Source organism: Pseudarthrobacter sp. B4EP4b, from assembly GCF_006680095.1.
Taxonomy (GTDB): Bacteria; Actinomycetota; Actinomycetes; order Actinomycetales; family Micrococcaceae; genus Arthrobacter.
On sequence record NZ_VHIJ01000024.1, the window covers coordinates 1 to 23,847 of the forward strand.

General features: G+C 67.3%; 18 protein-coding genes. 13 read left to right on the forward strand and 5 right to left on the reverse strand.

What is annotated here, in order from left to right:
* Positions 1-199: 199 nt before the first annotated feature.
* The gene (locus FNL14_RS09050) at positions 200-1,525 is read right to left on the reverse strand and encodes a glutamyl-tRNA reductase (protein WP_142059380.1); all 1,326 of its coding nucleotides are present in this window, start codon (positions 1,523-1,525) and stop codon (positions 200-202) included.
* Positions 1,526-1,683: 158 nt separating this feature from the next.
* Between FNL14_RS09050 and hemE the strand changes: the two genes are divergently transcribed.
* The 10 genes from hemE to hemL all read left to right on the forward strand — a co-directional run bounded on the left by hemE (position 1,684) and on the right by hemL (position 12,863).
* The gene (gene hemE / locus FNL14_RS09055) at positions 1,684-2,778 is read left to right on the forward strand and encodes a uroporphyrinogen decarboxylase (RefSeq protein ID WP_142059382.1); all 1,095 of its coding nucleotides are present in this window, start codon (positions 1,684-1,686) and stop codon (positions 2,776-2,778) included.
* Positions 2,779-2,781: 3 nt separating this feature from the next.
* Positions 2,782-4,203: a protoporphyrinogen oxidase gene (hemG, locus tag FNL14_RS09060; protein ID WP_142059384.1), complete on the forward strand. Its 1,422-nt coding sequence runs from the start codon at positions 2,782-2,784 to the stop codon at positions 4,201-4,203.
* A gap of 106 nt (positions 4,204-4,309) precedes the next feature.
* Positions 4,310-5,320 (forward strand): hypothetical protein, encoded by a 1,011-nt coding sequence (locus FNL14_RS09065; RefSeq protein WP_181762579.1) that lies wholly within the window; start codon positions 4,310-4,312, stop codon positions 5,318-5,320.
* A gap of 113 nt (positions 5,321-5,433) precedes the next feature.
* Positions 5,434-6,135, forward strand: coding sequence for a hydrogen peroxide-dependent heme synthase (hemQ, locus tag FNL14_RS09070; protein WP_050054477.1), 702 nt, complete (start codon positions 5,434-5,436; stop codon positions 6,133-6,135).
* Positions 6,132-7,424: a ferrochelatase gene (locus FNL14_RS09075; RefSeq protein ID WP_142059388.1), complete on the forward strand. Its 1,293-nt coding sequence runs from the start codon at positions 6,132-6,134 to the stop codon at positions 7,422-7,424. Before hemQ ends, FNL14_RS09075 begins: the two co-directional genes overlap by 4 nt.
* On the forward strand, positions 7,421-8,419 hold the full coding sequence (hemC, locus tag FNL14_RS09080; protein WP_142059390.1) for a hydroxymethylbilane synthase: 999 nt from the start codon (positions 7,421-7,423) through the stop codon (positions 8,417-8,419). The genes FNL14_RS09075 and hemC overlap by 4 nt, the downstream gene beginning before the upstream one ends.
* 60 nt (positions 8,420-8,479) lie before the next feature.
* Positions 8,480-9,367 carry a uroporphyrinogen-III synthase gene (locus FNL14_RS09085; RefSeq protein WP_142059405.1) on the forward strand — a complete coding sequence of 296 codons (888 nt, stop codon included), beginning with the start codon at positions 8,480-8,482 and terminating at the stop codon, positions 9,365-9,367.
* Between the two features lie 79 nt (positions 9,368-9,446).
* A complete protein-coding gene (gene hemB / locus FNL14_RS09090) occupies positions 9,447-10,427 on the forward strand; it encodes a porphobilinogen synthase (RefSeq protein ID WP_091415433.1) in 981 nt (326 codons plus the stop codon).
* Entirely contained in the window at positions 10,427-11,518 is a 1,092-nt protein-coding gene (locus FNL14_RS09095; protein ID WP_142059392.1) for an LLM class flavin-dependent oxidoreductase, read from the forward strand. Before hemB ends, FNL14_RS09095 begins: the two co-directional genes overlap by 1 nt.
* Positions 11,519-11,531: 13 nt before the next feature.
* On the forward strand, positions 11,532-12,863 hold the full coding sequence (hemL, locus tag FNL14_RS09100; RefSeq protein ID WP_091415437.1) for a glutamate-1-semialdehyde 2,1-aminomutase: 1,332 nt from the start codon (positions 11,532-11,534) through the stop codon (positions 12,861-12,863).
* Between the two features lie 153 nt (positions 12,864-13,016).
* Here hemL and FNL14_RS09105 read toward each other — a convergent pair whose 3' ends face one another.
* The 4 genes from FNL14_RS09105 to FNL14_RS09120 all read right to left on the reverse strand — a co-directional run bounded on the left by FNL14_RS09105 (position 13,017) and on the right by FNL14_RS09120 (position 16,499).
* Positions 13,017-13,754: an amino acid ABC transporter ATP-binding protein gene (locus FNL14_RS09105; protein WP_142059393.1), complete on the reverse strand. Its 738-nt coding sequence runs from the start codon at positions 13,752-13,754 to the stop codon at positions 13,017-13,019.
* On the reverse strand, positions 13,751-14,515 hold the full coding sequence (locus tag FNL14_RS09110; RefSeq protein WP_091415441.1) for an amino acid ABC transporter permease: 765 nt from the start codon (positions 14,513-14,515) through the stop codon (positions 13,751-13,753). The genes FNL14_RS09105 and FNL14_RS09110 overlap by 4 nt, the downstream gene beginning before the upstream one ends.
* 16 nt (positions 14,516-14,531) lie before the next feature.
* The gene (locus tag FNL14_RS09115) at positions 14,532-15,467 is read right to left on the reverse strand and encodes an ABC transporter substrate-binding protein (protein ID WP_091415443.1); all 936 of its coding nucleotides are present in this window, start codon (positions 15,465-15,467) and stop codon (positions 14,532-14,534) included.
* Between the two features lie 321 nt (positions 15,468-15,788).
* Complete coding sequence (locus FNL14_RS09120; protein WP_142059394.1) at positions 15,789-16,499, reverse strand: 3'-5' exonuclease; 711 nt, start codon at positions 16,497-16,499, stop codon at positions 15,789-15,791.
* Between the two features lie 63 nt (positions 16,500-16,562).
* Between FNL14_RS09120 and FNL14_RS09125 the strand changes: the two genes are divergently transcribed.
* The 3 genes from FNL14_RS09125 (at position 16,563) to FNL14_RS09135 (ending at position 23,841) form a co-directional block, all read left to right on the forward strand.
* The gene (locus FNL14_RS09125) at positions 16,563-16,979 is read left to right on the forward strand and encodes an MGMT family protein (protein ID WP_142059395.1); all 417 of its coding nucleotides are present in this window, start codon (positions 16,563-16,565) and stop codon (positions 16,977-16,979) included.
* Between the two features lie 104 nt (positions 16,980-17,083).
* Positions 17,084-20,332 carry an ATP-dependent helicase gene (locus FNL14_RS09130; protein WP_370455838.1) on the forward strand — a complete coding sequence of 1,083 codons (3,249 nt, stop codon included), beginning with the start codon at positions 17,084-17,086 and terminating at the stop codon, positions 20,330-20,332.
* Positions 20,329-23,841 (forward strand): ATP-dependent DNA helicase, encoded by a 3,513-nt coding sequence (locus tag FNL14_RS09135; RefSeq protein ID WP_142059397.1) that lies wholly within the window; start codon positions 20,329-20,331, stop codon positions 23,839-23,841. Before FNL14_RS09130 ends, FNL14_RS09135 begins: the two co-directional genes overlap by 4 nt.
* Positions 23,842-23,847: the final 6 nt, after the last annotated feature.

A 23,847-nucleotide genomic window follows, 5' to 3' on the forward strand; every position in this document is an offset into this window, starting at 1 on the left:
TCGAAAGAACCACTCAATAATGAAAACCAGCCGGACCCCACACACCGTTTATCGGACAGTCCCCACTTTCCTCAGGAAAGTGAGAGAGGATCGCTGAAGAGGGCGCATCAAGTGAGAGAGCGCTGACGGAAAAGGCGCATCAAGTGAGCGAGCGTTGGTAAAAAAGGCGCATTAGGTCAGAGAGGGTCGCCTGGGGCGGTCAGGCCGTTTCGCGGCCGATGTCACCGTGGTCCACCGGGCACTCCGCCTGGGGGACTGCGCGGGCCGCGGGCTGCTCAACGGTGATGCCGTAGAGCGCTTCCAGTGCGGCCACGTATTCGTCCTGCTGGCCATTGGCGGCCAGTTCGCGGGCGCGGACGGTGGGGACGTGAAGCAGTTGCTTGACCATGCGGCGGAGGGCGAACTCCACTTCTTCGGCAGCAGCGGTGCAGCCGTGCCGGGCGCGGACTTTCTCCATTTCGGCGTCGAGCACGTTCATGGTGTGCCGCCGCAGGGCAACGATCGCGGAGTCCACGGACCGGGCCTCCCGCTCCTGCTCGAAGGCCTTGGCAGCACCGCTGACGATGCCGCTTGCCTGGGCCAGGGACTCTGCCTGTTCCTGCGGGGCGGCAAGGCGCACGGACTCCAGGGTCAGCAGCTCCACACCGTCCAGCTCCCCGACTCCGGGGTCAAAATCGTGGGTGAGGGCGAGGTCAATGGCGATCAGCGGCTGGGGCGAATCTGCACGGACCAGGGCCAGTTCGTCCGCCTCAACCCGGGTGTCCGAACCGCTGCAACCGATCATGACGTCAGCGGCGGCCACGGCAGGCCGGAGAGACTCTTCGTCCAGGGCGGTGCCCCCGCGGGTGGCCACAAAGCCTTCGGCACGGCCGGAGGAGGAGAAAACGGAAATGTCGGTGCAGCCACGCTCACGCAGCAGCGCCATGGTGGCACCGGCGTAGGCGCCGGTCCCGAAGACCACCACCTTTTTGGTGGTCCAGTCAGGGTTCTCGGAAAGATCGGTGGCGAGGTCGAGAGCCACAGAGACGATGGACAGGCCTCGGGATCCGAGGGCAGTCTGGGCGCCCACGTCCTTGGCCGTCTTGGACGCGGCCTGGAACAGCCGGACCAGGCCCGAACTGGCGGTGCCTTCGTGCTGCGCGGTGATGAGGGCGCGCCGCACCTGGCCAGCGATCTCGCGTTCGCCGACGACGGCCGAGTCCAGTCCGGCGCTCACTGCGAAGAGGTGCTGGGTGACTTCGGGGCCCGTACGGGTACTGAAGGAGCGCGAGACGAGCGGTTCGCTCAGTCCACTGGCTTCGCTGATCTGGGCAACGAGGGCGGCGCGTGCGGCTTCCACATCGTCCGGATGGGGGGCCTCGCCGTAGATTTCGTACCGGTTGCAGGTGGCAAGGACAACCGCACCCGTCACTGCCGGCGATCCGGAGAGGGCGGATGTGGCGATCTCCGAAGCACCGTTGCTCAACTGAGCAACGGTCTCAAGATCGATGTCGGCGTGTGTAGCCACCAATGAAAAAAGAACCACAGCAGGTCAATCATAGCTTTTTCGTTCCGCGGTAGAACAACTGTCCGGCCCGGGAGTGGCAGCCGGGGCCTGTGATTCCTGACACGGGGCGGGCAGTGGGCTTTAGCGTGACAGCCTGTCGTTATCTTTTGACGCCGTTATTGGGCACAATCGGAGGCATGACTTCCAGCCCTGCCATGTCCGCTGCCGGCGCCCTCGCCGCAGACCATCCGCTCATGGACGGCCGCACGGCTGACTCGCCGCTGATTACGGCCTACCGGGGCGGCAAGCCGTCCAGGCGCCCCGTCTGGTTCATGCGGCAGGCAGGGCGCTCCCTTCCGGAATACCTGAAGGTCCGCGAAGGCATCGCCATGCTGGACTCCTGCCTCCGCCCGGAACTGGCGTCGGAGATCACGCTCCAGCCGGTCCGCCGCCATGACGTCGATGCCGGTATCTTCTTCTCCGACATTGTTATTCCGCTCAAGCTGGCCGGCGTGGGCGTGGACATTGTGCCCGGCGTGGGCCCGGTCCTGGACAAGCCGGTGCGGACAGCGGCTGACGTTGCCGCCCTGCCGCAGCTGACGTGGGAGGCGCTGGAACCCATCCGGGAAGCTGTGCGCCTCACGGTGGCCGAACTCGGCAAAACACCCCTGATCGGCTTCGCCGGGGCCCCCTTCACCCTGGCGGCCTACATGGTGGAAGGCAAGCCCTCCCGCGACCACCTCGGGCCGCGGACCATGATGCACGCTGACCCCGAAACGTGGAGCGCGCTGGCCAACTGGGCTGCTGACGCCTCCGGGATGTTCCTCCGGGCCCAGCTCGAGGCGGGTGCCTCCGCCGGCCAGCTCTTCGACTCCTGGGCGGGCTCCCTGGGCCTGGCCGACTACACCAAATACGTAGCCCCTGCCTCCGCGCGTGCCCTCGACCATGTGCGGCACCTTGGCGCGCCGCTCATCCACTTCGGTACCGGAACCTCCGAGCTCCTGGTGGCCATGCGCGATGTGGGCGTGGACGTGGTGGGGGTCGACTATCGCCTTCCGCTGGATGAGGCCAACCGCCGTCTGGGCGGGTCCGTTCCCCTGCAGGGCAACATCGACCCCGCCCTGTTGTCTGCCCCGTGGGAGATCCTCGAGGCCCACGTGAGAGCTGTCATCAAGGCAGGCTCAGCGGCTCCGGGCCACGTCCTCAACTTGGGCCACGGCGTCCCTCCGGAAACCGACCCTGCCGTCCTGACCCGGGTTGTAGAGCTCATCCACTCCATTTCCCCGGAGTAAATTGTGGACGCCAACAAGGCCGGGACCGTGGGCGCCCTGGTGCTGGGCGGGGGGATCGCAGGGTTGCTGTCCGCCCGGGAACTTGCCGCTGCCGGGCACAGGGTAACCGTCCTTGAAGCGGGCCAGGAGTGGGGTGGTTGCGTGGGCAGCCACTCGGTTGCCGGCCTTACTCTGGACAGCGGGGCCGAATCCTTCGCTACCCGCTCCGACGCGGTCGCCGCCCTGGCCGGCGAACTCGGCCTTTCCAGCAGGGTCGTCCAGCCCCGGCCCGGCGGCGCCTGGGTGCAGCTCCCGGACGGACCCCGCGAACTTCCCAAAACCGGTGTCCTGGGCATCCCCGCCAACCCGTGGGACCCGGAAGTACGCCGCACCCTGGGCCTGCTTGGTTCCCTCCGGGCGTCGCTGGACAGGATACTGCCCGTCTCCACAGGCGCGGCCGCGGACGTTGTCAGCGTGGCTGCGCTGGTGAAGGCAAGGATGGGCGGCCGGGTCCTGGAGCGTCTCGTGGCGCCGGTAGTGGGAGGCGTCCACTCAGCCGATCCCGCCCTGCTCGACGTCGACATGGTGGCACCGGGACTCCGGGACGGACTCCGCAAGCACGGCTCGCTGGCCGCCGCCGTAGCCGCCCAACGGCGCAATAGTGCCGGACCCGCCAAGGCAGGTTCCGCCGTCGCCGGCCTGGAAGGCGGTATGCACACCTTGGTCACCGCGCTGGTCGGCGATCTCCGCGCCCGGGACGTCACGCTCCTCACCGGCACACGTGCTGTGTCCGTAGCCAGGACAGCGGAAGGCTGGCGCGTGGAGGCTGCCGGAAAGACGTACGACGCCGGCCTGCTGGCAGTTGCCGTCGATGGTCCGGCCGCCGTCGGCCTGCTGGAGCCAGCGGTTCCCGCCATCGCGGGCAAGAAGCCGGGCTCGGGGCCCGACGTGCAGCTTGTCACGCTGGTACTGGACAAGCCTGAGCTGGACAGCCGTCCGCGCGGCACCGGCATCCTCGTAGCGCCCCAGACCCCCGGCGTCCGGGCCAAGGCCCTGACGCACGCGACCGGCAAATGGGACTGGCTCGCGGAAGCCGCGGGTCCCGGACGGCATGTCCTTCGGCTCTCCTATGGGCGCGTCGTGGGGACCGGCAGCCAGGCCGCCGGCCTTGATACCGATGACGAGCTCCTGGCCGCGTCACTGATCGACGCTTCGGCGCTGCTGGGCGTTGGGATCAGCCGGCAGGACGTTGTGGACTGGGACGTGATCCGGTGGCCCGGCTCCCTGCCGTTTGCCGCCGTCGGACACCGGGCGCGGGTGACCGCGATCCGGAAAGCCTGCACCGCAGCCGGTGGCCTGGCCCTGGTGGGTGGCTGGGTAGCGGGCAACGGACTCGCCGCAGTGGTATCCGACACAAAAGACCAGATCCGGAAGCTCACTGCCTGAACGTTGTTACTGGTCAGCCCGGCGAGTCCCTTTCACGGACCTCCCGGTGGCCGCCGTGCCGGGCTTTCGCCGGCTTTCATTTCCCCTCGGGGCATCGTTAGGGTCGATGACTATGGTTCAACACAAGTCCGAGCTTTCAATGTCCCGGACTGGTATCCATGGGGGAATCCGGCGCGGCGCTGCAGCCGCTGCAATCGGAGCGGTACTGGTTCTGTCCACAGGCGTCCCGGCGTCCCAAGCCACGGAAGGAACAGGCGATCCCGTTGACCCTGCGGCTCCGGCCGTGGACACCGCATCCCTGCCTCTGGTGGTCCCGCTGACGGCGCAGTCTGCCGAGGCGCGAGGGGACGCAGCCGGGCGGAACCGCGACAAGAGCCGCAGCGCTCTTGGTCACGACACCCCTGATGCACCTCCGGCGGCCACTGCCTCCGCTTCGGTCTCGGCCGTTCCCTCGGCGCTCCTTCCGGCCATCACCGCCACACTGTCGCCCAATCTGAGGTCGGCGCCGGCGACTACCACTAAGCCCTCACCCGTCCCGACGGCGGACGCTTCAACGTCCAGCACTCCGACCGCCACCAGGCCTGCCACGTCCGCTCCTTCGGGCTCCGCCGCGCCGCAGGGACCTTCTGCGTCTCCCGCTTCCCCGGCCCAGACCTCCGCCCCGGCATCTTCCGCCGCCGGAACCACGGCGCCAGGGACGCCTGCTGCCACCCCGTCAGCTGCGGCCCCTGCAGGGCCGGCCACCGGCGGGCAAGCTTCGGATGCACAGGAAACGCCGGCGGCTTCGGCGGGTGCCACGGCAGAGCAGCGCAGCCCGGCCGGATCGGGCCAGGCAGACCTTCCGGGGGCCGCCAACGGCCAGTCCGGAACCGAAGCACCCGCAGGAACTGCCTCCAGCGCGGCAACAGCCCCGCAGGCGCCGCTCAATGCAGTGCCGCAGCCCGATTCGAAGTGGACGCCGTCCTATGGTGGAGCCACCCAGGCCAGCAGCGTGCGGAGCAACGCAGAGCTGAATACGCAGGCGGAGCCCAAGAGCGCACTGGTCTGGCTGGGCTCGGGACTGGTGGGAGTGGCCGGGGCTGCGGGGCTGGTCTTTTTCCGCCTGCGGAATCCCTAGGACCGGCCCCCGGCCCGGAGGGAAACGGGCGGGCATGTGACATTAAGCACTTCTACGCTGTGTAGAACTCGCTGGTTTCGACTTGGCGGGTATGAAGGGGCAAACTTGTAACCATGAGCCACACTTCTGCCGAATCTGTCACTAAAACCGAAGAATCAGCCGAGCAGTTCTTCACCCTCTGGACGGTCTTCAAGCGCTCCGAAACCCTGATCCGCAGCGCTGATGCTGCCACGGACTTTGAAGCGCTGCTGGAACGGCTGGCCCAGGGCGGAGTGACACACCGCGGCAGCTACGATGTTTCGGCCATGCGTGCAGACGCGGACGTGATGGTGTGGCTCCACGGACCCAAGCCTGAAGCCCTTCAGCAGGCCATCCGGGACATCCGCCGCAGCACGCTGTTCGCCGGAACCGAGATTGTCTGGTCAGCCATGGGTGTGCACCGCGAGGCTGAGTTCGCCAAGAACCACACTCCTGCATACTCCCGGGGCGTCGCGCCGGCCGAGTGGCTTTGCGTGTACCCCTTCGTGCGCTCGTACGAGTGGTACATCCTGCCGGAGGCCGAGCGAGGCAAGATGCTCCGCGACCACGGCCTGCTGGGCCGCGACTTCCCGCAGGTCATCTCTAACACGGTCTCTTCCTTCGCCCTGGGCGACTGGGAGTGGATCCTGGGCCTGGAGGCGCCCGAGCTGGTGGACCTGGTGGACCTCATGCGCCACCTGCGCGCCACTGAGGCCCGAAACCACGTCCGCGAGGAAATTCCGTTCTACACCGGCCGCCGCATTTCGGCCGCAGAGGTCGCCGAGGTGCTCGCATGAGCCCGCTCGAAGCGCGTGAACCGGCCGAAATTACGGCGGTGAACCCCGTCACCGAGGCAGGACGGATGGCGCCAAAGAACTACGACGCCGTCCTGCTGGCCTCCTTCGGGGGTCCCGAGGGCCAGGAGGACGTCATCCCCTTCCTCCGCAACGTCACCCGCGGCCGCGGCATCCCGGACGAGCGCCTCGAGGAAGTATCACACCACTACCGCGCCAATGGCGGCATCAGCCCCATCAACCAGCAGAACCGTGAACTGAAGGCAGCCCTCGAGGCCGAACTTTCCGCCCGCGGAATCGACCTTCCCGTGCTGTGGGGCAACCGCAACTGGGCACCGTACATCCCGCAGACCCTCCAGGATGCGTACGACGCCGGGCACCGCCGCCTCCTGATGGTCACCACAAGTGCCTACTCCTGTTACTCCAGCTGCCGCCAGTACCGCGAGGACATCGGCATGGCACTGACCGAAACCGGCCTGGACGGCAGGCTCGAGGTGGACAAGGTGCGCCAGTACTTCGACCACCCCGGCTTCGTGGAACCCTTCATCGAAGGCACCGCCGCCGGCCTGGCTTCGGTCCGCGAGCAGCTCGCCGCCGCCGGCACCCCGGACGCGCCGGTCCAGATCCTGTTTGCCACCCACTCCATCCCCACCCGGGACGCCGAGGCTGCAGGCCGGTCAGAGGGCGAACCGCGCGAATTCGACGAGGGTTCGGCCTACGTGGCCCAACACCTGGCCACCGGTGCCGCAGTAATGCAGCGTGTCGAAGAGGAATCCGGCCTCACTGCGCCGTGGTCCCTGGTGTACCAGTCCCGTTCCGGCGCCCCGCACGTGCCCTGGCTGGAGCCGGACATCAACGACGCCATCGAGGAATTGGCCGGGCAGGGCGTGAAGGGCATTGTTATTGTGCCGCTCGGGTTTGTCAGCGACCACATGGAAGTCGTCTGGGACCTGGATACCGAAGCCCTGGAAACCTGCGCTGACCTTGGCCTTGCCGCCACCCGCGTGCCCACACCCGGCACGCACCGCAAGTTCGTCAACGGCCTCGTGGACCTGATTTCCGAGCGGACGGTGGCCAACAACATCAGTGAACGTCCTGCCGTCACCTCCCTCGGGCCTTGGTACGACGTCTGCCGGCCAGGCTGCTGCGCAAACTTCCGCGGCGAAAAGCCAACCATCGCCGGTGCGGACACCACCGTGGGCACGGGCCACGATCCGTACCCGGGTGAAGCCGCAGCCGGCCAGGCAGGCGCCGCCGCTTCCAATACTGCCGGGGGAGCGCCGCAGCAGTGACGGTCCGCATCGGAACCCGAGCCAGCAAACTTGCACTCACCCAGACGCAGCAGACGGCGGACCAGCTGGCCGCCGTCGGAGGCTTCCCGGTGGAGCTCGTCCACATCAGGACCGACGGCGATGTCCTCACCGGTTCCCTGTCGCAGATGGGCGGCACCGGCGTTTTCGTCGCCGCCCTGCGCGACGCGCTGCTGCGCAGCGAGTGCGATGTGGCGATCCACTCACTCAAGGACCTGCCCACCGGCGCCGCCGTGGGGCTCAGCCTGGCGGCCACCCCGAAGCGGGTGGACGTCCGCGATGTCCTGTGCGCCCGTGACGGGCTCAAGCTTGCCGATCTCCCGTCCGGAGCGACGGTAGGGACGGGTTCACCCCGCCGGGCCGCCCAGCTCCGCGCCGCCCGCCCGGACCTGGACATCAAGGACATCCGCGGCAACGTGGACACCCGCCTGGGCAGGGTCCCCGGGCTGCCGGGCAACGCCACTTCCGAGGTGGTTCCGGGAAAGTCCTGCGACCTCGATGCTGTAGTACTGGCCGCAGCCGGCCTGGAACGCATCGGCCGGCTCGACGCCGTCAGCGAGTTCCTCGAACCAGACGTGATGCTCCCCGCCGCCGGCCAGGGATCGCTTGCCATCGAGTGCCGCACCGCAGATGCCCCGCCTCGGCCGGGCTCTGCAGAAGGCTCCAAGGAAGTCCTGGCCCAGGCACTGGCCGCCTTGGATGATCCGGACACCCGGCTGGCTGTCACTGCCGAACGCGCACTGCTGGCCCGCCTCGAGGCAGGGTGCGCGGCACCCGTGGGCGCGTACGCCTACCGCAAGGGCAGCATGCTCCACCTCGAAGCCGTAGTGTGCGCCGTGGACGGCACCGCTTCAGTCAGGGACAAGCGTGCAAGCGACGGCCTGACGGAAGTGGGCGCCACACTGCTGGGCATCGAACTCGCTGAGGTCCTCCTGGCCGCCGGTGCCGCCGACATTGCAGACCTGCAGGCTTCCTGAGCCTGCCATGGGACTGCTTTTCCGCCCCGTCAGGAATCCCCTTCCAGAGGAGGCATGAGTATGCCCGCAAACGCATCAGGCAGCGGTTCCAGTCCCGGCACGCCAGCTGGCAAACCGCTTGATGGAGTGCGGGTCCTGATCACCCGCAGCCCGGAACGTTCGCTGCCTCTTGTGGCGGCCCTTCAGGAAGCCGGCGCGCAGGCGGTGCTGCTGCCGCTGATCGATTTCGAACGCGCCGCGGACCAGCATTCACTGGACGTGGCCTGCGATGCACTGGGCGCCGGTGCCTTCGACTGGCTGGTGGTCACCAGCGCCACCACGGTCCATGTACTCCTGGCCAAGGCGGCCGAACGAGGCCTCAGCCTGCGGCAGTGGATTCCTGCCGGGACCCGGATCGCTGCCGTGGGGCCGGCGTCCCGGAACCTCCTGGAAAGCGCCGGCCTGCCGGTGGAACTGACGCCCAGGGAAGAACAATCTGCGGCGGGGCTCCTTGAAGTATGGCCGGCCGGTGCCGGGAAGGTCCTGCTGCCCCAGGCGGACATCGCACCGGCCCGGCTCGCCGAAGGGCTGACGGCGGCAGGCTGCCTCGTCACGGCGGTCACCGCCTACCGGACCGTTGATTACCCGGCGGCAGCGGAGCGCAGGCTCGCCATCCCGGCGGAGGACGGGGGACCCGGACAGGTGCCGCCGTCGTACTCCCTACTGGCGCCGGAAGCAGCGGCCGCGGAAATCGAAGCCGGACAAATTCAGGCCGTGGTGGCCGCCTCGCCCAGCGCGGTGCGGCGGATCCATGCGCTCTCGCCGCTGCACGGCTGCCGGCTGGTGGCCATTGGACGGTCGACGGCGGAACAGGCCGCCGCGCTTGGCCTTCCTGTGGCGGCCATCGCCGCAGAGCCCACGCCGCAGGGGCTGGTAGCCGCCGTCGAGATGGCGCTCGCCCCGGGATGACGGCGGGGTGAGCCGCAGGTTGCGGACATCCGCCAGCGGGTACAAACACTTTCCACAGACAACGTGAAGGACGTCGAACATGACATTTCCGAGCCAACGCCCCCGCCGCCTGCGCACTACTCCGGCCATGCGCCGGCTGACAGCTGAAACCCGGCTGGCGCCGGCCGAGCTGATCCTTCCCGCGTTCATCCGTGAAGGCCTGGCTGAGCCCAACCCGATCACGTCCATGCCGGGCGTTGTGCAGCACACCACTGACACGCTGAAACGGGCCGCGGCGGAAGCCGTTGAGCTGGGCCTGGGCGGAATCATGCTGTTCGGCATCCCCGAAACCCGGGACGCGGAGGGCACTGCCTCCCTTGATCCTGAGGGGGTCCTGAACAAGGCCATCCGGGATGTCCGGGCGGAGGTCGGCGATGACCTGGTGATCATGAGCGACGTGTGCCTGGACGAGTTCACGGACCACGGGCACTGCGGGGTGCTGGACGCCGACGGCTACGTGGACAACGACCGGACCGTTGAGATTTACGCCCGGATGGCAGTGGCCCAGGCCGACGCCGGCGCCCACATGCTGGGCCCCTCCGGAATGATGGACGGCCAGGTAGCCGCCATCCGGTCAGCGCTGGACCAGGCCGGGCACACCAACACCTCGGTTGTTGCCTACGCCGCCAAGTACGCCTCGGCCTTCTACGGTCCGTTCCGCGAAGCTGTGGACTCGCAGCTCAAGGGTGACCGGCGGACGTATCAGATGGACGCCGGCAACCGGACCGAAGCCCTCCGGGAGGTGGAACTGGACCTCGCCGAGGGAGCGGACGTGGTGATGGTGAAGCCCGCTATGAGCTACCTGGACATCGTTGCCGACGTGGCCGCCATGAGCCCGGTCCCGGTGGCCGCCTACCAGATCTCGGGGGAGTACGCGATGATCGAAGCCGCCGCTGCCAACGGCTGGATCGACCGCCGCGCGGCCATCACCGAATCGGTGCTGGGCATCCGCCGCGCCGGGGCCCACATGGTCCTGACCTACTGGGCCGCTGAGCTGGCCGGCTGGCTGAAGGAGTCCTGATGACTGAAGTCCCGGCCAGCCCCACAGCGCCCGTTGGCCCGCAACGGATCCTGCTGGGGCTGAACACCTTCGGCGACGTTGGCGAGAACCCGGACGGCAGCCCGCAGCCGCATGCCCGGGTGCTGCGCCAGCTGCTGGAACAGGCGGAACTGGCGGACGCCGTCGGACTTCACGCCTTTGGGGTGGGGGAGCACCACCGCAAGGACTACGCGGTGTCCGCGCCCGAGGTCTTCCTGGCGGCAGCCGCGGCCCGGACCACCCGGATCCGCCTCGGATCGGCTGTCACGGTGTTGAGCTCCGATGATCCCATCCGGGTGTTCCAGAGGTTCTCCACGGTGGACGCCCTCTCCAACGGACGGGCCGAGGTGATGCTGGGGCGGGGCTCCTTCATCGAATCCTTCCCGCTGTTCGGACTGGACCTTGCCGACTACGAGGTCCTGTTCGAAGAGAAGCTCGAACTGTTCGACAAGGTGCGGACACAGAAGCCGGTGCACTGGGAAGGCCGTACCAGGCCCGCCCTCGCCGGCCTGAGCGTCTACCCGCCCCTGGAACACCACCTGCTGCCCACCTGGATCGGCGTGGGCGGCACCCCTGAATCCGTGCTCCGCTGCGCGCAATACGGCTACCCCATCATTTTCGCGATCATCGGCGGGCAACCGCGCAGCTTCCGGCCGCTGGTGGACCTGTACCGGGAAGCCATGGCCAAATACGGCCACCCCATGCAGCAAATAGCCACCCACTCCCCGGGGCACGTGGCCGAGACCGACGAACAGGCCCGGGAGGAACTCTTCCCCCACTGGCTGAAGCTGCGGAACAAGCTGGGAGCCGAACGCGGCTGGGGACCCGCCGGACGGGGCGAGTTCGACGCCCTTTGCGCTCCGGAGGGGGCCCTCTATGTCGGTTCGCCGGAAACGGTGGCGCAAAAAATCGTCCAGCTCAAGCAGAACCTGGGCGTGGACCGCTTCGACTTCAAATACAGCAACGGCCCGCTGCCGCACTCGGCGATGATGCGCTCCATCGAGCTGCTGGGTACGCAGGTGATGCCCCGGGTGGCAGAACTGCTGGCCGCCGATAGCCAGCCGGCAAACTGAGAGAATAGGAACCATGACTTCCAGCAATCCTCGCAACGAGGCACTCTTCGACCGCGCCCGCCAGCTGATGCCGGGCGGGGTCAACTCCCCGGTCCGCGCCTTCGGGTCCGTGGGCGGGACGCCGCGCTTTATGGTTTCCGCCAAAGGCCCGTACCTGACCGACGCCGACGGCAAGGAATACGTGGACCTGGTCTGCTCGTGGGGCCCGGCGCTGCTCGGCCACGCGCACCCCGCCGTGCTGGAGGCCGTCCACGCCGCCGTGGACCGCGGGCTCTCCTTCGGCGCGTCAACGCCTGATGAGGCCAATCTGGCGGAAATCGTCAAAGAGCGCGTACCCGCCGTTGAACGCCTCCGGATGGTCTCCACCGGCACCGAAGCCACCATGACCGCTGTCCGGCTGGCCCGCGGCTTCACCGGCCGCAACCTCATTATCAAGTTTGCCGGCTGCTACCACGGCCACCTGGACGGCTTGCTCGCCGCTGCCGGCTCCGGCGTGGCAACCCTCGCCCTGCCCGGTTCCGCCGGTGTTACCGAGGCTACGGCCGCGGAAACCCTAGTGCTGCCGTACAACGACCTCGCGGCCGTCAAGGAAGCGTTCGCCACCCACGGGCCCAACATCGCTGCCGTGATCACCGAGGCCGCGCCGGCCAACATGGGCGTGGTAACACCTGAAGAAGGCTTCAACCTGGGCCTGTCCAGGATCACCCGGGAACACGGCGCGCTGCTCATTGTGGACGAGGTCCTCACCGGATTCCGCACCGGGTACTCGGGCTACTGGGGCCTCACCGGCGGGGCGTCGGACGCTGCCGAGCCATGGACGCCGGACCTGCTCACCTTCGGCAAGGTCATCGGCGGAGGAATGCCGACGGCGGCCCTCGGCGGGCGTGCCGACGTGATGGATTACCTCGCCCCCACCGGCCCCGTGTACCAGGCCGGCACCCTGTCCGGAAACCCGGTGGCCATGGCCGCCGGCGTGGCCACGCTGACCCACGCCACGCGTGACGTCTACTCCTTCATCGACGTCCGCTCGCTGGAGCTGTCCTCGGCGCTGTCCAATGCCCTGGACGCCGCCGGTGTGGACCACTCCATCCAGTTCGCCGGAAACCTGTTCTCGGTGGCGTTCGGCACCTCCGCCCACGGAGTCCACAACTACGCCGACGCCCAGGCACAGGAAGCCTTCCGGTACGCGCCGTTCTTCCACTCCATGCTGGAATCCGGCGTTTACCTGCCGCCGTCCGTCTTCGAAGCCTGGTTCCTGTCCGCCGCGCACGACGACGCCGCCATGAACCGGATCTTCGACGCCCTCCCCGCCGCGGCAAAGGCTGCCGCAGCCGCCCAGGGGTAGAGACCCCGGCGAATCCCGCCGTCGTCCGCTCCTCTCCCACGAGATAAAAGGAAATCCCGCCGCGTGGGACTGCCGTTAAATGCCATCTCGGTGGAGATAAAAGAAATCCCCGGTTGCATTCCGCAACCGGGGATTTTCTTTTCGGAATCAGAACTACAGGACGTCCGAGAGGAAGCCCCTGAGGCGCTCGGTTTCCGGGGCGCTGAAGATTTTCTCGGGCGGACCGGACTCCACCACCACTCCGGCGTCCATAAATGTCACGGTGTCCGACACATTGCGGGAGAAGCCCATTTCGTGGGTCACCACCACCATGGTCATGCCGCCCTTCGCGAGGTCGGTCATCAGCGCCAGGACGCCCTTGACCAGTTCGGGGTCCAGCGCGGAGGTGGCCTCGTCAAAGAACATCACCTCCGGCTTCATGGCCAGTGCGCGGGCGATGGCAACGCGCTGCTGCTGGCCGCCGGAGAGGTTCGCCGGACGGGCTTCAGCCTTGTGCTTCAGGCCCACCAGGTCCAGCTGCTCCAAGGCTTCGGCGCGGGCCTGGTCCTTGGACAGCTTGCGCAGCTTCCGCAGCGCCAGGGACACGTTGTCCACCACCGTTTTGTGCGGGAACAGGTTGAACTGCTGGAACACCATGCCGATCCGCTGCCGGAGCTCATCCGGATTGTCCTTCAGGACCGAACGGCCATCGAGGAGGATATCGCCCTGGTCCGGCTCGATCAGCCGGTTCATCACCCGAAGGAGCGTGGACTTGCCGGAACCGGACGGGCCGATCACCGAGGCTGTGGTGCCCTTTTCCACGTGCAGGTCAATGCCGCGCAGGACGTGGTTGTGCCCGAACGAGAGGTGCAGGTTCTTGCCGGTCAGGGTTCCGGAAGCGAATTCCGTCATGCCTGTGCCCCCTTGCCGATTGGTGCCGCCAGCTCATCCGGTTCCTTCTTTTCCGGCTTGCCGGTGCGCAGCCGGTTGTCGATGAAGTTCACGAAGTGGGTGAGCGGGACGGTCAGGATCAGGTACAGCACACCGGCTGCCACCAGCGGTGAGAGGTTGCCCGTGTTGGCCATGGCGTCGTTGCCGATCCGGAAGATTTCCCGGTCGGAAGCTGCGAGGCCGAGCATAAACACCAGCGAGGAATCCTTGAGCAGCGAGATGAACTGGTTCACCAGCGCGGGAAGGACCCGCCGGATGCCCTGCGGCACCACCACGAGGCGCATCGAACTGCCGTAGCTGAAACCCAGCGCCCGCGAGGCCTCCAACTGCCCCTTCTCCACGCTCTGGATGCCGGAGCGGAAGATCTCACCGATGTAGGCGGCCGCGATCAGTGTCAGGGCAAGGATGCCCAGCGGGTACGGGTTCCGGGACCCGGTGATTTCCCGGGCAATGGGGCTAAGCCCGATCCCGATCACCAGGATCACCAGGATGGCCGGGAGGCCGCGGAAGATGTCGGTGTAGATGCGTGCCACCCAACGGGCTCCCGCATTGCGGGAGATACCCATCATGGCCAGCCCCAGCCCCAGCAGGGAGCCGAGGATGCCCGAGGCAACGGCCAGGATCAGGGTGTTGGGCAAGCCCACCATGAGCAGGGCGGGAATGACTTTGGCCATTTCCTCCCAGTTGAAGAAGGTGTCAGCCAGCTGGTCCAAGAGATCCATAAACGTCCCGGCTCAATCAGCTCTGGGGAACCGTGGCGGCCTTGCTGCCCGGCTTCCAGTCAGTCGGCATCTCGCGGTCCGGGTACCATTCCTTGGTCAGTTTGGTCCAGGTCCCGTCGGCGATGACAGCGTCCAGGCCGGAGTTCAGCGCGTCGATCAACGGCTGGTTGTCCTTGGCCACGGCGTAGGCGGTGAAGTTCTGGGTGTTGACGACGGATTCGACGATCGCGGTGCCGTCGCCTTCCTTGACCTGGCCGGTGGCCTGCTGCGACGGGGCCACCCAGGCGTCCACCTGGCCGTTGCGCACGTTGGCGTAAACAGTGGCGTAGTCCGGGAAACGGATCGGCTCAAGCTTGAGGGTGTTGGTGACGTAGTCATCCTGGACGGTGCCCTGGACCACGCCGATGCGCAGATCGCCCTTCAGGTCCGCGAAACCCTTGATGCCGCTGTCGGTCTTGGCAACCACGGCCATGAAGCCGAAGTCATAGCCGTTGGTGAAGCCAACGTTCTGGCGGCGGGCGTCCGTGGTGGAGATGGAGGAGGACCCGACGTCGAACTGCTTGGTGGAAACCTGGGAGAGCAGGGCGGAGAAGTCCGTGGCAACGAATTCGACCTCAAGGCCGAGCTTGCCGGCGATGGCGCGCAGCAGTTCGTTGTCGTAGCCGGTGAACTTGCCGGAAGGGTCAATGAAGATGTTCGGCGGGGCGTCCGAGAGGGTGCCCACCTCGAGTTTGCCTTCGGTGTTCAGGCCCAGCTTGGACTTGTCGATCTGGTCCACCGGGGTAACGCTGGCGGTGGTGTATTTGTCCAGCGTCTGCTGGTCGCTGCCGGCGAGGGCGTCCGTGGGGGTGCCGCTCGGCTGGGCGGATCCTGAGCCGCACGCTGCCAGGGAAACCGCCAGGGCGATTGCCACGGGAGCGGTTGTCAGCCACTTCATCGCTTTGATTTTCATCAGGTAGTCGCTTTCATTGAGTCATAAGTCAACCGGGCCGCAAGGCTGCGCTGGTGGCGCCTGGCACCTGCCCGGTGCTGGTCAAGCTGGGCCAGGGCAGGGGTGACCGCAAAACTAAATTGTCTCACTTCACCCTTTTGCGACCGTGAGCTGAATAATTAGGAGCCAGCAGCACAGAAAGGCCGAATAAAGTTCGGATAACCTCTCCGAGCTGCTTGCAGCTGCTTTAAGAGCAGCCTGCCCAGCGAATCCTGAGGTGAAGAATTCCGCCCGGTTATGAAGCGATGTGACTGATATCTCTGTGGGAATCGGCCGGCCTGGCTAAAAACCGCCGGTGCTGGCGTCCTGCGGCGGGAGCACAGGCCAGTCGCCCTCAATAACGGCAGCGGGTTTGGTCTTGCGCAGGTAGCCCTGGAAGTCCTCGGCCTGGCTCACAGCCCAATCCACCTGAAGCTGGTGCAGCTGACTGGCCGGCATGCTGAGTTTGGGAAACTTGCCGGCCATGGCGTCCAGGACCCGCAGTGTTGCCAGGGCATCCGCAGCAGACGTGTGGGCATTGTCCAGGACCACACCGTATTCTTCGCACAACGCCGTGAGGGTGCGCTTGCCCTTGCGGTAGCGGTCCACCTGCTTGTTCATGATGTACGGGTCCAGGACCGGAAACCGGGTAAGTTGCGGCACCCCGTAGCGGGCTGATTCGGCCGCGAGCACGGTGAAGTCGTAGCTGGCGTTGAACGCGATGACGGGGACGCCGTCGTCGAACAGGGCCTGGAGTACGGCCGCAAGTTCCTGGGTCACTTCATGGGCCGGCCGGCCGTCGCGCCTGGCCTGCTCAGTGGTGATGCCGTGGACGTCACTGGCCTCGGTGGGAATGTCGACGCCCGGATCCGCCAGCCACTCATGCTCCGCGATGACGTCGCCCTGGTGGTCCACCACTGTGACAGATGCGGTGACAATTCGGGCCGCACGCGAGTTGCGTCCGGTGGTTTCGAGGTCGAAGGCTGCGCGGGGGAGGGTGTTCCAGGTGCTCATGAATCCACGCTAAGGGGGACCGCCGACAATTCCCGGGAGCGCCACTGCCGATAGATTGGATCAATGCGGATTGAGTATGTGGAGGCGGTATTGGCCATCGTGCGGCTGGTACCACCGGGGTCCGCAGTCTCGTACGGTGACGTCGCCGAACTCCTGGGATCGGGCGGGCCCAGGCAGGTTGGCTCGGTTATGAGCCACTACGGCAGTGGCGTTCCCTGGTGGCGGATCCTCAAAGCGAGCGGACACGCGCCCGAAGGCCATGATGCGGAAGCGCTCCGCCACTACCGGCAGGAGGGAACCCCCCTCCGCGGCGCTTACGAGGCCTACCTGCGAACGGGGGAAGGCTCCTGGCGCGTGGACCTGGCGGCTGCGCGATGGGCCCCGAATGATGGAGACTTTGAGCACATCGACACAATTGCGGCCCAGCTTGAGCGCGCGCTCCGGCAATTGTCGGTGGCTGATGATGGAATGTCGGCGTGACAGTAACAGTTCCTTTTACAGATCCGCTTGACGAGTACCGTGAACCGGCAGATTCCGGCACCGGATTCGATGCGTTTCCGGGCGCCGTGCACGACGACGGCGCCCTGGCTGCGGATGCAGGGCGCCAGGGTGCGCCGGGCTTTGCGGGCCTCAGGTTGCTGCCGCCGCGGCACCTCCATGCCGCGGCGCCGTCGCTGACGCCCGATCAACAGGCGGCTGTTGACGTGGCCCAGGGGTCCGGGCCTGTGCTGGTTCCGGGAGCGCCCGGAACGGGTAAATCCACTGTCCTCATCGAAGCGGCAGTCACACGCGTCTTTCGCGACGGTCTGGATCCCGAACGGATACTGATCCTGGCTCCCAGCAGGCTCGCGGCTGATTCCCTCCGGGACCGGTTCACGGCCCGGCTCGACAGAAGCCTCAGCACCACCCCCGCCCGGACGTGGGCGTCCTATGCCTTTGACGTGATCCGCCGGGCCAAGGCCGAGGGTGTGCTGCCGCTCGCAAGGCCGCCCCGGCTCCTTTCCGGACCGGAGCAGGACCTCATCATCAAGGAACTCCTTGAAGGCCACCGCCTGCCGGGACTGGAACTTCCCTGGCCTGACGATCTCGCAGGAGCGCTGGAAACACGCGGTTTCCGGCACGAGGTGCGCCAGCTCTTCGACCGCGTTATCGAATCGGGCCTGACCGCCGGTGACCTCGCGGACCTTGGCCGGCAGTGCGGCAGGCCGGACTGGTCGGCTGCCGCGGCTCTGTACGCCGAGTATCGGGACGTCCTTGACCTGCGAATGCCTGAGGCTTTTGATCCTGCCGGCATCATTACAGCTGCCCGCCAGGTCTTCCAGGATGCCCCGGATTTCCTTGCCGCCGAGCGTGCGCGGCTGCAGCTGATCGTGGTGGACGATGTTCAGGAAGCCAACCCCGCTGTCTTCGAGCTGCTGGCGGACATCGCCCGTGGGCAGGACTGCTACGTGGCCTCGTCGCCGGACACAGTAGTCCAGGGGTTCCGCGGAGCCCGGCCGGACCTGGTCGCGGAACTGCCCGGGCTGCTCTCACCAGGCATCCCGGTCTTGGAACGTCCGCTCCGATATGCACACAGGCACGCCCCTGAACTGACCGAAGCGTGGCTGGGGGTTGCGGGCCGGATCTCCCAGCGGGCCGGAGGACAGTTGGCCAGGCAGCTCGAGCCGGTGCAGGGCCGGCCGCACGGAGCGGTGGAGGCCCACCTTTTGCCGTCCCCCGTGCACGAGCTCAGGTACGTTGCCCAGCGGATCCTTGACCAGCACATCAACCACGGCCGGGACCTGTCCGAGATGGCGGTGATCGTGCGGAACGGGGCGCAGGTCAGTGAATTGCAGCGGTATCTGTCCGGCCAGGGGATTCCCGTCCGTGTTCCGGTAGCGGAATCTGCCGTCCGGGATGAGGTCGCAGTGCGTCCGCTGCTGGATGCCTTCGCCGTTGCCCTCGATCCTGACCTGCTGACCCCCGAAACGGCTGTATCCCTTCTGACTTCGCGGGTGGGGGGCGCCACCTCCATCGAGTTGCGCCGGCTGCGGCAATCATTGAGGCGAGAAGAGCTGCTGGGGGGAGGCGGACGCGCCAGCGATACCTTGCTCGTTGAGGCCCTCCTGGAGCCCGGTGCCCTGTCCACCCTTGGCCTGGAGGGCCGGGCCGCACGCCGCACGGCACGCATGATCCAAGCCGGCCGCCAGGCCGCCGCCGAACCGGGCGCCAACGCCGAGTCAGTGCTGTGGGCATTGTGGAACTCCACGGGCCTGGCTGCCGCCTGGACCGAGACGGCGCTCGCGGGCGGACCGCACGGAGCCCGCGCCGACCGCGATCTCGATGCCATGATGGCGCTGTTCCACACAGCGGAGCGCTACGTCGACCAGGTGCCCGGTGCCGGACCGGAGCAGTTCCTGGAATACCTGCTGAACCAGGAACTCCCCATGGACACACTGGCTGCCAGGGCCCAGATGGATGACGCCGTCGAGCTCATGACGCCCGCCAGCGCAGCCGGAAGGGAATGGCCGGTAGTCCTGGTGGCCGGCCTCCAGGAAGGTGTGTGGCCCAATACCCGGCTCCGCGGCGAGCTTCTGGGCAGCACCCTCTACGCCGATGCGGTGGAGCATGGAGTTGACTATGCGATGCAGCGGGACCCGCTGAGCCGGCTCCGGGATATCCGCTACGACGAACTGCGCAGCTTTTCCACGGCCGTGTCCCGGCCACGTGAACTCCTGATCTGCACCGCCGTCTCCTCCGAAGACGATCAGCCGTCTTCGTTCCTGGACTACGTGGCTCCGCTGGATCCGGGCCAGGAAGGCAGGGCATTCACACCGGTGGAACGTCCCATGACCCTGCGGGCACTCGTGGCCGAACTCCGGCAGTATGCCCAGCTGGACGGAAGGCATGAAGCTGAGGCTGCTGAAGCGGTGAAGGTCCTCGCGGGGCTGGCCGCTGCGGAGCCGCCGGTCCCTGGTGCGCATCCGGACAGCTGGTGGGCATTGCCGCCGCTGACGTCGTCCGCAGCTGTGGTTCCGGCCGGCGGAACGGTGTTTGTGTCGCCGTCGAAGGTGGAGACAGTCCGGAAGTCCCCGCTTGACTGGTTCGTGCAGGCCGCCGGAGGTGAGGCCGCCACCGACTTCGCCAGGAGCCTGGGCACGCTTGTCCATGCCATCGCCCAGGAACTTCCGGATGCATCGGGGGCAGAGTATGTGGCCGAGCTGGTCCGCCGCTGGCCGGCCCTGGGCATGAAGGACAACTGGGAGGGCCGGCTGGACTACCAGCGCGCGGAAGCGATGGTGCGGAAGCTTGCCCAGTACGTGCTGGTGATGAGGAGTGAGGGCCGGAGCCTGCTGGGCGTGGAACAGGACTTTGATGTGACCCTCCCGGAGGTGGCTGTTGATGATGGCCCGGCCCGGGCAGCGGTCCTTCGGGGGCAGGTGGACCGCCTGGAAATCGACCGTGAAGGCAGGCTGGTCATCGTGGACCTCAAAACCGGTAAGCGCCAGCCGGGCAAGGCGGAGCTGTCCGCTCATCCGCAGCTTGGCGCCTACCAGGCTGCGGTCCTCGCAGGGGGCTTCGACAACGGGGAGGGCAGTGCCCCCAATATTCCAGGCGGCGCAGTCCTTGCCCAGCTGGGGACCGGGGCCAAGAGTCCCGCCATCCAACAGCAGGATCCCTTGGATCCGCAGGAGAACTGGGCCATGGACATGGTGACGGAGGCCGCTGCCGTGATGGGCGGCAGCACTTTCGAAGCCAGGCATGACCCCTCCAAGGGGAGCCACGGCGGCCATGGCTGCCGGCTGCCGGAAGTGTGTCCTTTGTGCGTGCGGGGAAGGCAGGTTACGGAATGAGCCCGGATCCAAACGTGGACAGGCCTGGTGTTCCCGAACCGCGGTTCACCCCGGAAGAGCTTTCCGGGCTGCTGGGGGAGAAAAACGTTCCCACACCGGAGCAGTCCGCCATCATCAGCTCACCGCTGACGCCCCGGCTGGTCATCGCCGGCGCGGGGTCGGGCAAAACAGCCACGATGGCTGACCGCGTGGTCTGGCTGGTCGCCAACGGCTGGGTACGGCCGGAGGAAGTCCTGGGTGTGACGTTCACCCGGAAGGCCGCCGGCGAACTGGCCTCGCGGATACGTGCAAAACTGGCATCCCTGCAACGGCTGGCCGGCCAGGACGGCGGGCTCCGGTTGTTCCCCGAGCAGCCGGTCTCCAGCGATTCGCTGGAACCCAAGGTGTCCACCTACCATTCCTTCGCCAGCGGCATCGTGTCCGACTACGGGCTGCGGCTCGGCGTGGAACGGGACGTGGTCCTCCTCGGCGGCGCGCAGGCGTGGCAGCTGGCCAGCGAAGTGGTGGAAGCATACGACGGCGAATACACCCACTTCCGCGCTGCGAAATCCACTCTGGTCAAGGCCGTTATCCAACTCGCCGGCGAATGCGCGGAGCACCTCCAGGAGCCCGAGGACGTCGAAGCCTGGCTGATGGCGCGGCTTTCGGAGTTTGAATCCCTTCCGTATATGGCAGACAAAAAGAAGAACCCTCCCCAGGCGGCGGCCGAGCTTGCCGGGATGCTGCGCACCCGGGCCAGCGTGGCGGACATGGTGGGCCGTTATGCGGCGGCCAAGCGGGCGCGGGGTGCCCTCGACTTCGGCGACCTGGTGGCGCTCGCAGCCAAGGTGGCGCAGGATGTTCCCCTGGCGGCACAGATGGAACGGCAACGCTACAAAGTGGTGTTGCTCGACGAATTCCAGGACACCTCGTACGCGCAGCTGGTGCTGTTCTCGCGCCTCTTCGGCGGCGGCCATGCGGTGACTGCGGTGGGCGACCCGAACCAGTCCATCTATGGTTTCCGCGGGGCGTCGGCGGGGCAGCTCTTCCATTTCGTCCGAGAGTTCCCAGTGCGCACCGGACCTGCGGATGCACCCGGGAACTGGGCTCCGGCACCCACGTCCTACCTGACCACAGCCTGGCGGAACGGGCGGTCCATCCTGTCGGCAGCAAACGTGATGTCCGAGTCCCTGGGTAAGGCAGCCGCAGCGCGCGGACCGGCCGGCGGGGGCAGCGCACCCGGCGGAGGCGGGACGGCAGCCGCTGACGTCCCGCCATTGCAGCCCAGCCCGTACGCCGTCGACGGCACTGTGGTCCTGGGGCGGTTCGGCACCGATGTGGACGAAGCTGCCGCAGTGGCGGAGGACGTCCTCAAGTACCGGGTGACGGACTTTGAGCTGAAGCCGGACGGTACGCCCGTGCCCCCGGCCATCGCCGTGCTGTGCCGCCGCCGCGCCCAGATGGAAACCGTCCGGCGCCAGTTTGAGGCACGTGGTATCCCTTACGAAATCGTGGGGCTTGGCGGACTCCTGGACACCCCGGAGATCGTAGACCTGGTGGCCACCCTGCGTGTCCTCGCAGACCCCGGCCGATCCGATTCCCTGATGCGGCTCCTTGCCGGTGCCCGCTGGCGCATCGGTCCGGCTGACCTGATGGCCCTGCGGGACTGGTCCAGCCAGTTGGCGCGCCGGCGCGGACAGCCGGCCGTGCAGACTGGTAACGACCGGTCCATGGACGAGCAGCCCGACGACGGCAGCGACACCGTCCTGGAGGGGGACCTGACGGACGGTGCCAGCCTGGTGGAAGCCCTGGACTGGCTGCCGCGGGAGGGGTGGACGTCTGCTCACGGTCGTTCGCTCAGCGGTGCCGCGCGCGGCCGGCTTGCCCGCCTGTCGGCCGAGCTCCGGCAGCTCCGGGGCTACCTCGGCGATGACCTCACCACCCTTTTGGGTGAAGTGGAGCGCGCCATGCTGCTGGACATCGAGGTGGCGGCGCGGCCCGGCATCAGCATCCACCAGGCCCGCCGCAACCTCGATGCGTTCCAGGACGCAGCCGCCGGGTTCCTGCGGACGTCCCAGCGGGTGGATATCCTGGCTTTCCTGTCGTGGCTGGAGGCTGCGGCTGCGGAGGAAAACGGGCTGGAAGCGCCGGCCCCCGACGTCAACCGCGAAGCGGTGCAACTCCTGACGGTCCATGCATCCAAGGGCCTGGAATGGGACGTCGTTTTTGTTCCGGGGCTTAATGCAGGGGCCTTTCCCAGCGACAGGGACTCCCGCTGGAGCAGCGGCTCGGCCGCCCTGCCCTGGCCGCTCCGTGGCGACAGGGCAGATCTTCCGCAGTGGGACCTCGACCAGCCGGACCAGAAGGGCTGGCTGGACGCGGAAAAGGAATTCAAGGCCGCGGTCCAGGCCCATGGGGAATCGGAAGAACGCCGCCTTGCGTATGTGGCGTACACCAGGGCCAAGCACGTGCTGTGGGTATCGAGCGCCGCGTGGGTCGGATCCCGGGCAGGGCGGGCGGACATGTCGCCGTTCCTCGCCGAGCTCGAGCCGCTGGCAACTGTGGCTGGCAGCAAGGCTCCTGCCGCGGTAGTCCATCCGGCGTCGCAGGATGAAGCTTCCCTGCCGGAGTCCAGCCCGCTGACCCTGGAGACGGAAGTTGCCGGCTGGCCCTACGATCCCCTCGAGGGCCCGGTGGATCCGCGCACAGGGGACCGCCTGCGCCTGTCCTCCGGACGGCGCGAGGCCATGGAGGCCGCAGCAGCCAAGGTGCTCGCCGCACTGGAACACCACGGACAGGAGCCTCTCCCGGGAGCAGTAGCCCCCGGCGGAGACCCTGCCGACCGGCAGCTCAACGGGGTGGCGCGGGGATGGGCACGGGAAGCAGCGCTGCTGCTGGAACGCCGGTCCAGGAGGTCCGCCGGCCGCGATGTGCACCTTCCGGGCCACATCTCCGCCTCCACACTGGTGGAGCTGCGGGAGGACGCAACTGCAGTGCTGGGGAGGCTCCGCAGGCCCGTGCCGCGGGAACCCGGGATGTCAGCACGGAAGGGAACGGCCTTCCACTCATGGGTGGAGGAATACTTCGGCGCTGCAGGCATGCTCGACTTGGACGAAGCTCCCGGTTCCGATGACCACATCGACGCCGCCTATGACCTGGACGCCATGGTGGCAACGTTCAAGGCGTCCCCCTGGGCAAACCGGTCACCGGCCTTTGTCGAAGTGCCGGTGGAGACGCGCGTGGGAGATGTTGTGGTGCGCGGGCGGATTGATGCAGTGTTCCGCGATGCCGACGGCAGGTGGGACCTCGTGGACTGGAAAACCGGACGGCGGCCCTCCGCTGGCGCAGTGAAGACGAAAGCCGTGCAGCTTGCCGTGTACCGGCTGGCCTGGGCGCGGCTGAAGGATGTACCGCTGGAGGAGGTGCGGGCCGCCTTTTTCTACGTTGCAGACAACGAGGTGGTAAGGCCACACGATCTCGGATCAGCCCGCGAGCTGGAGCGGATCGTCAGCGCAGCCCTCAGTCCTTAGGCGCCA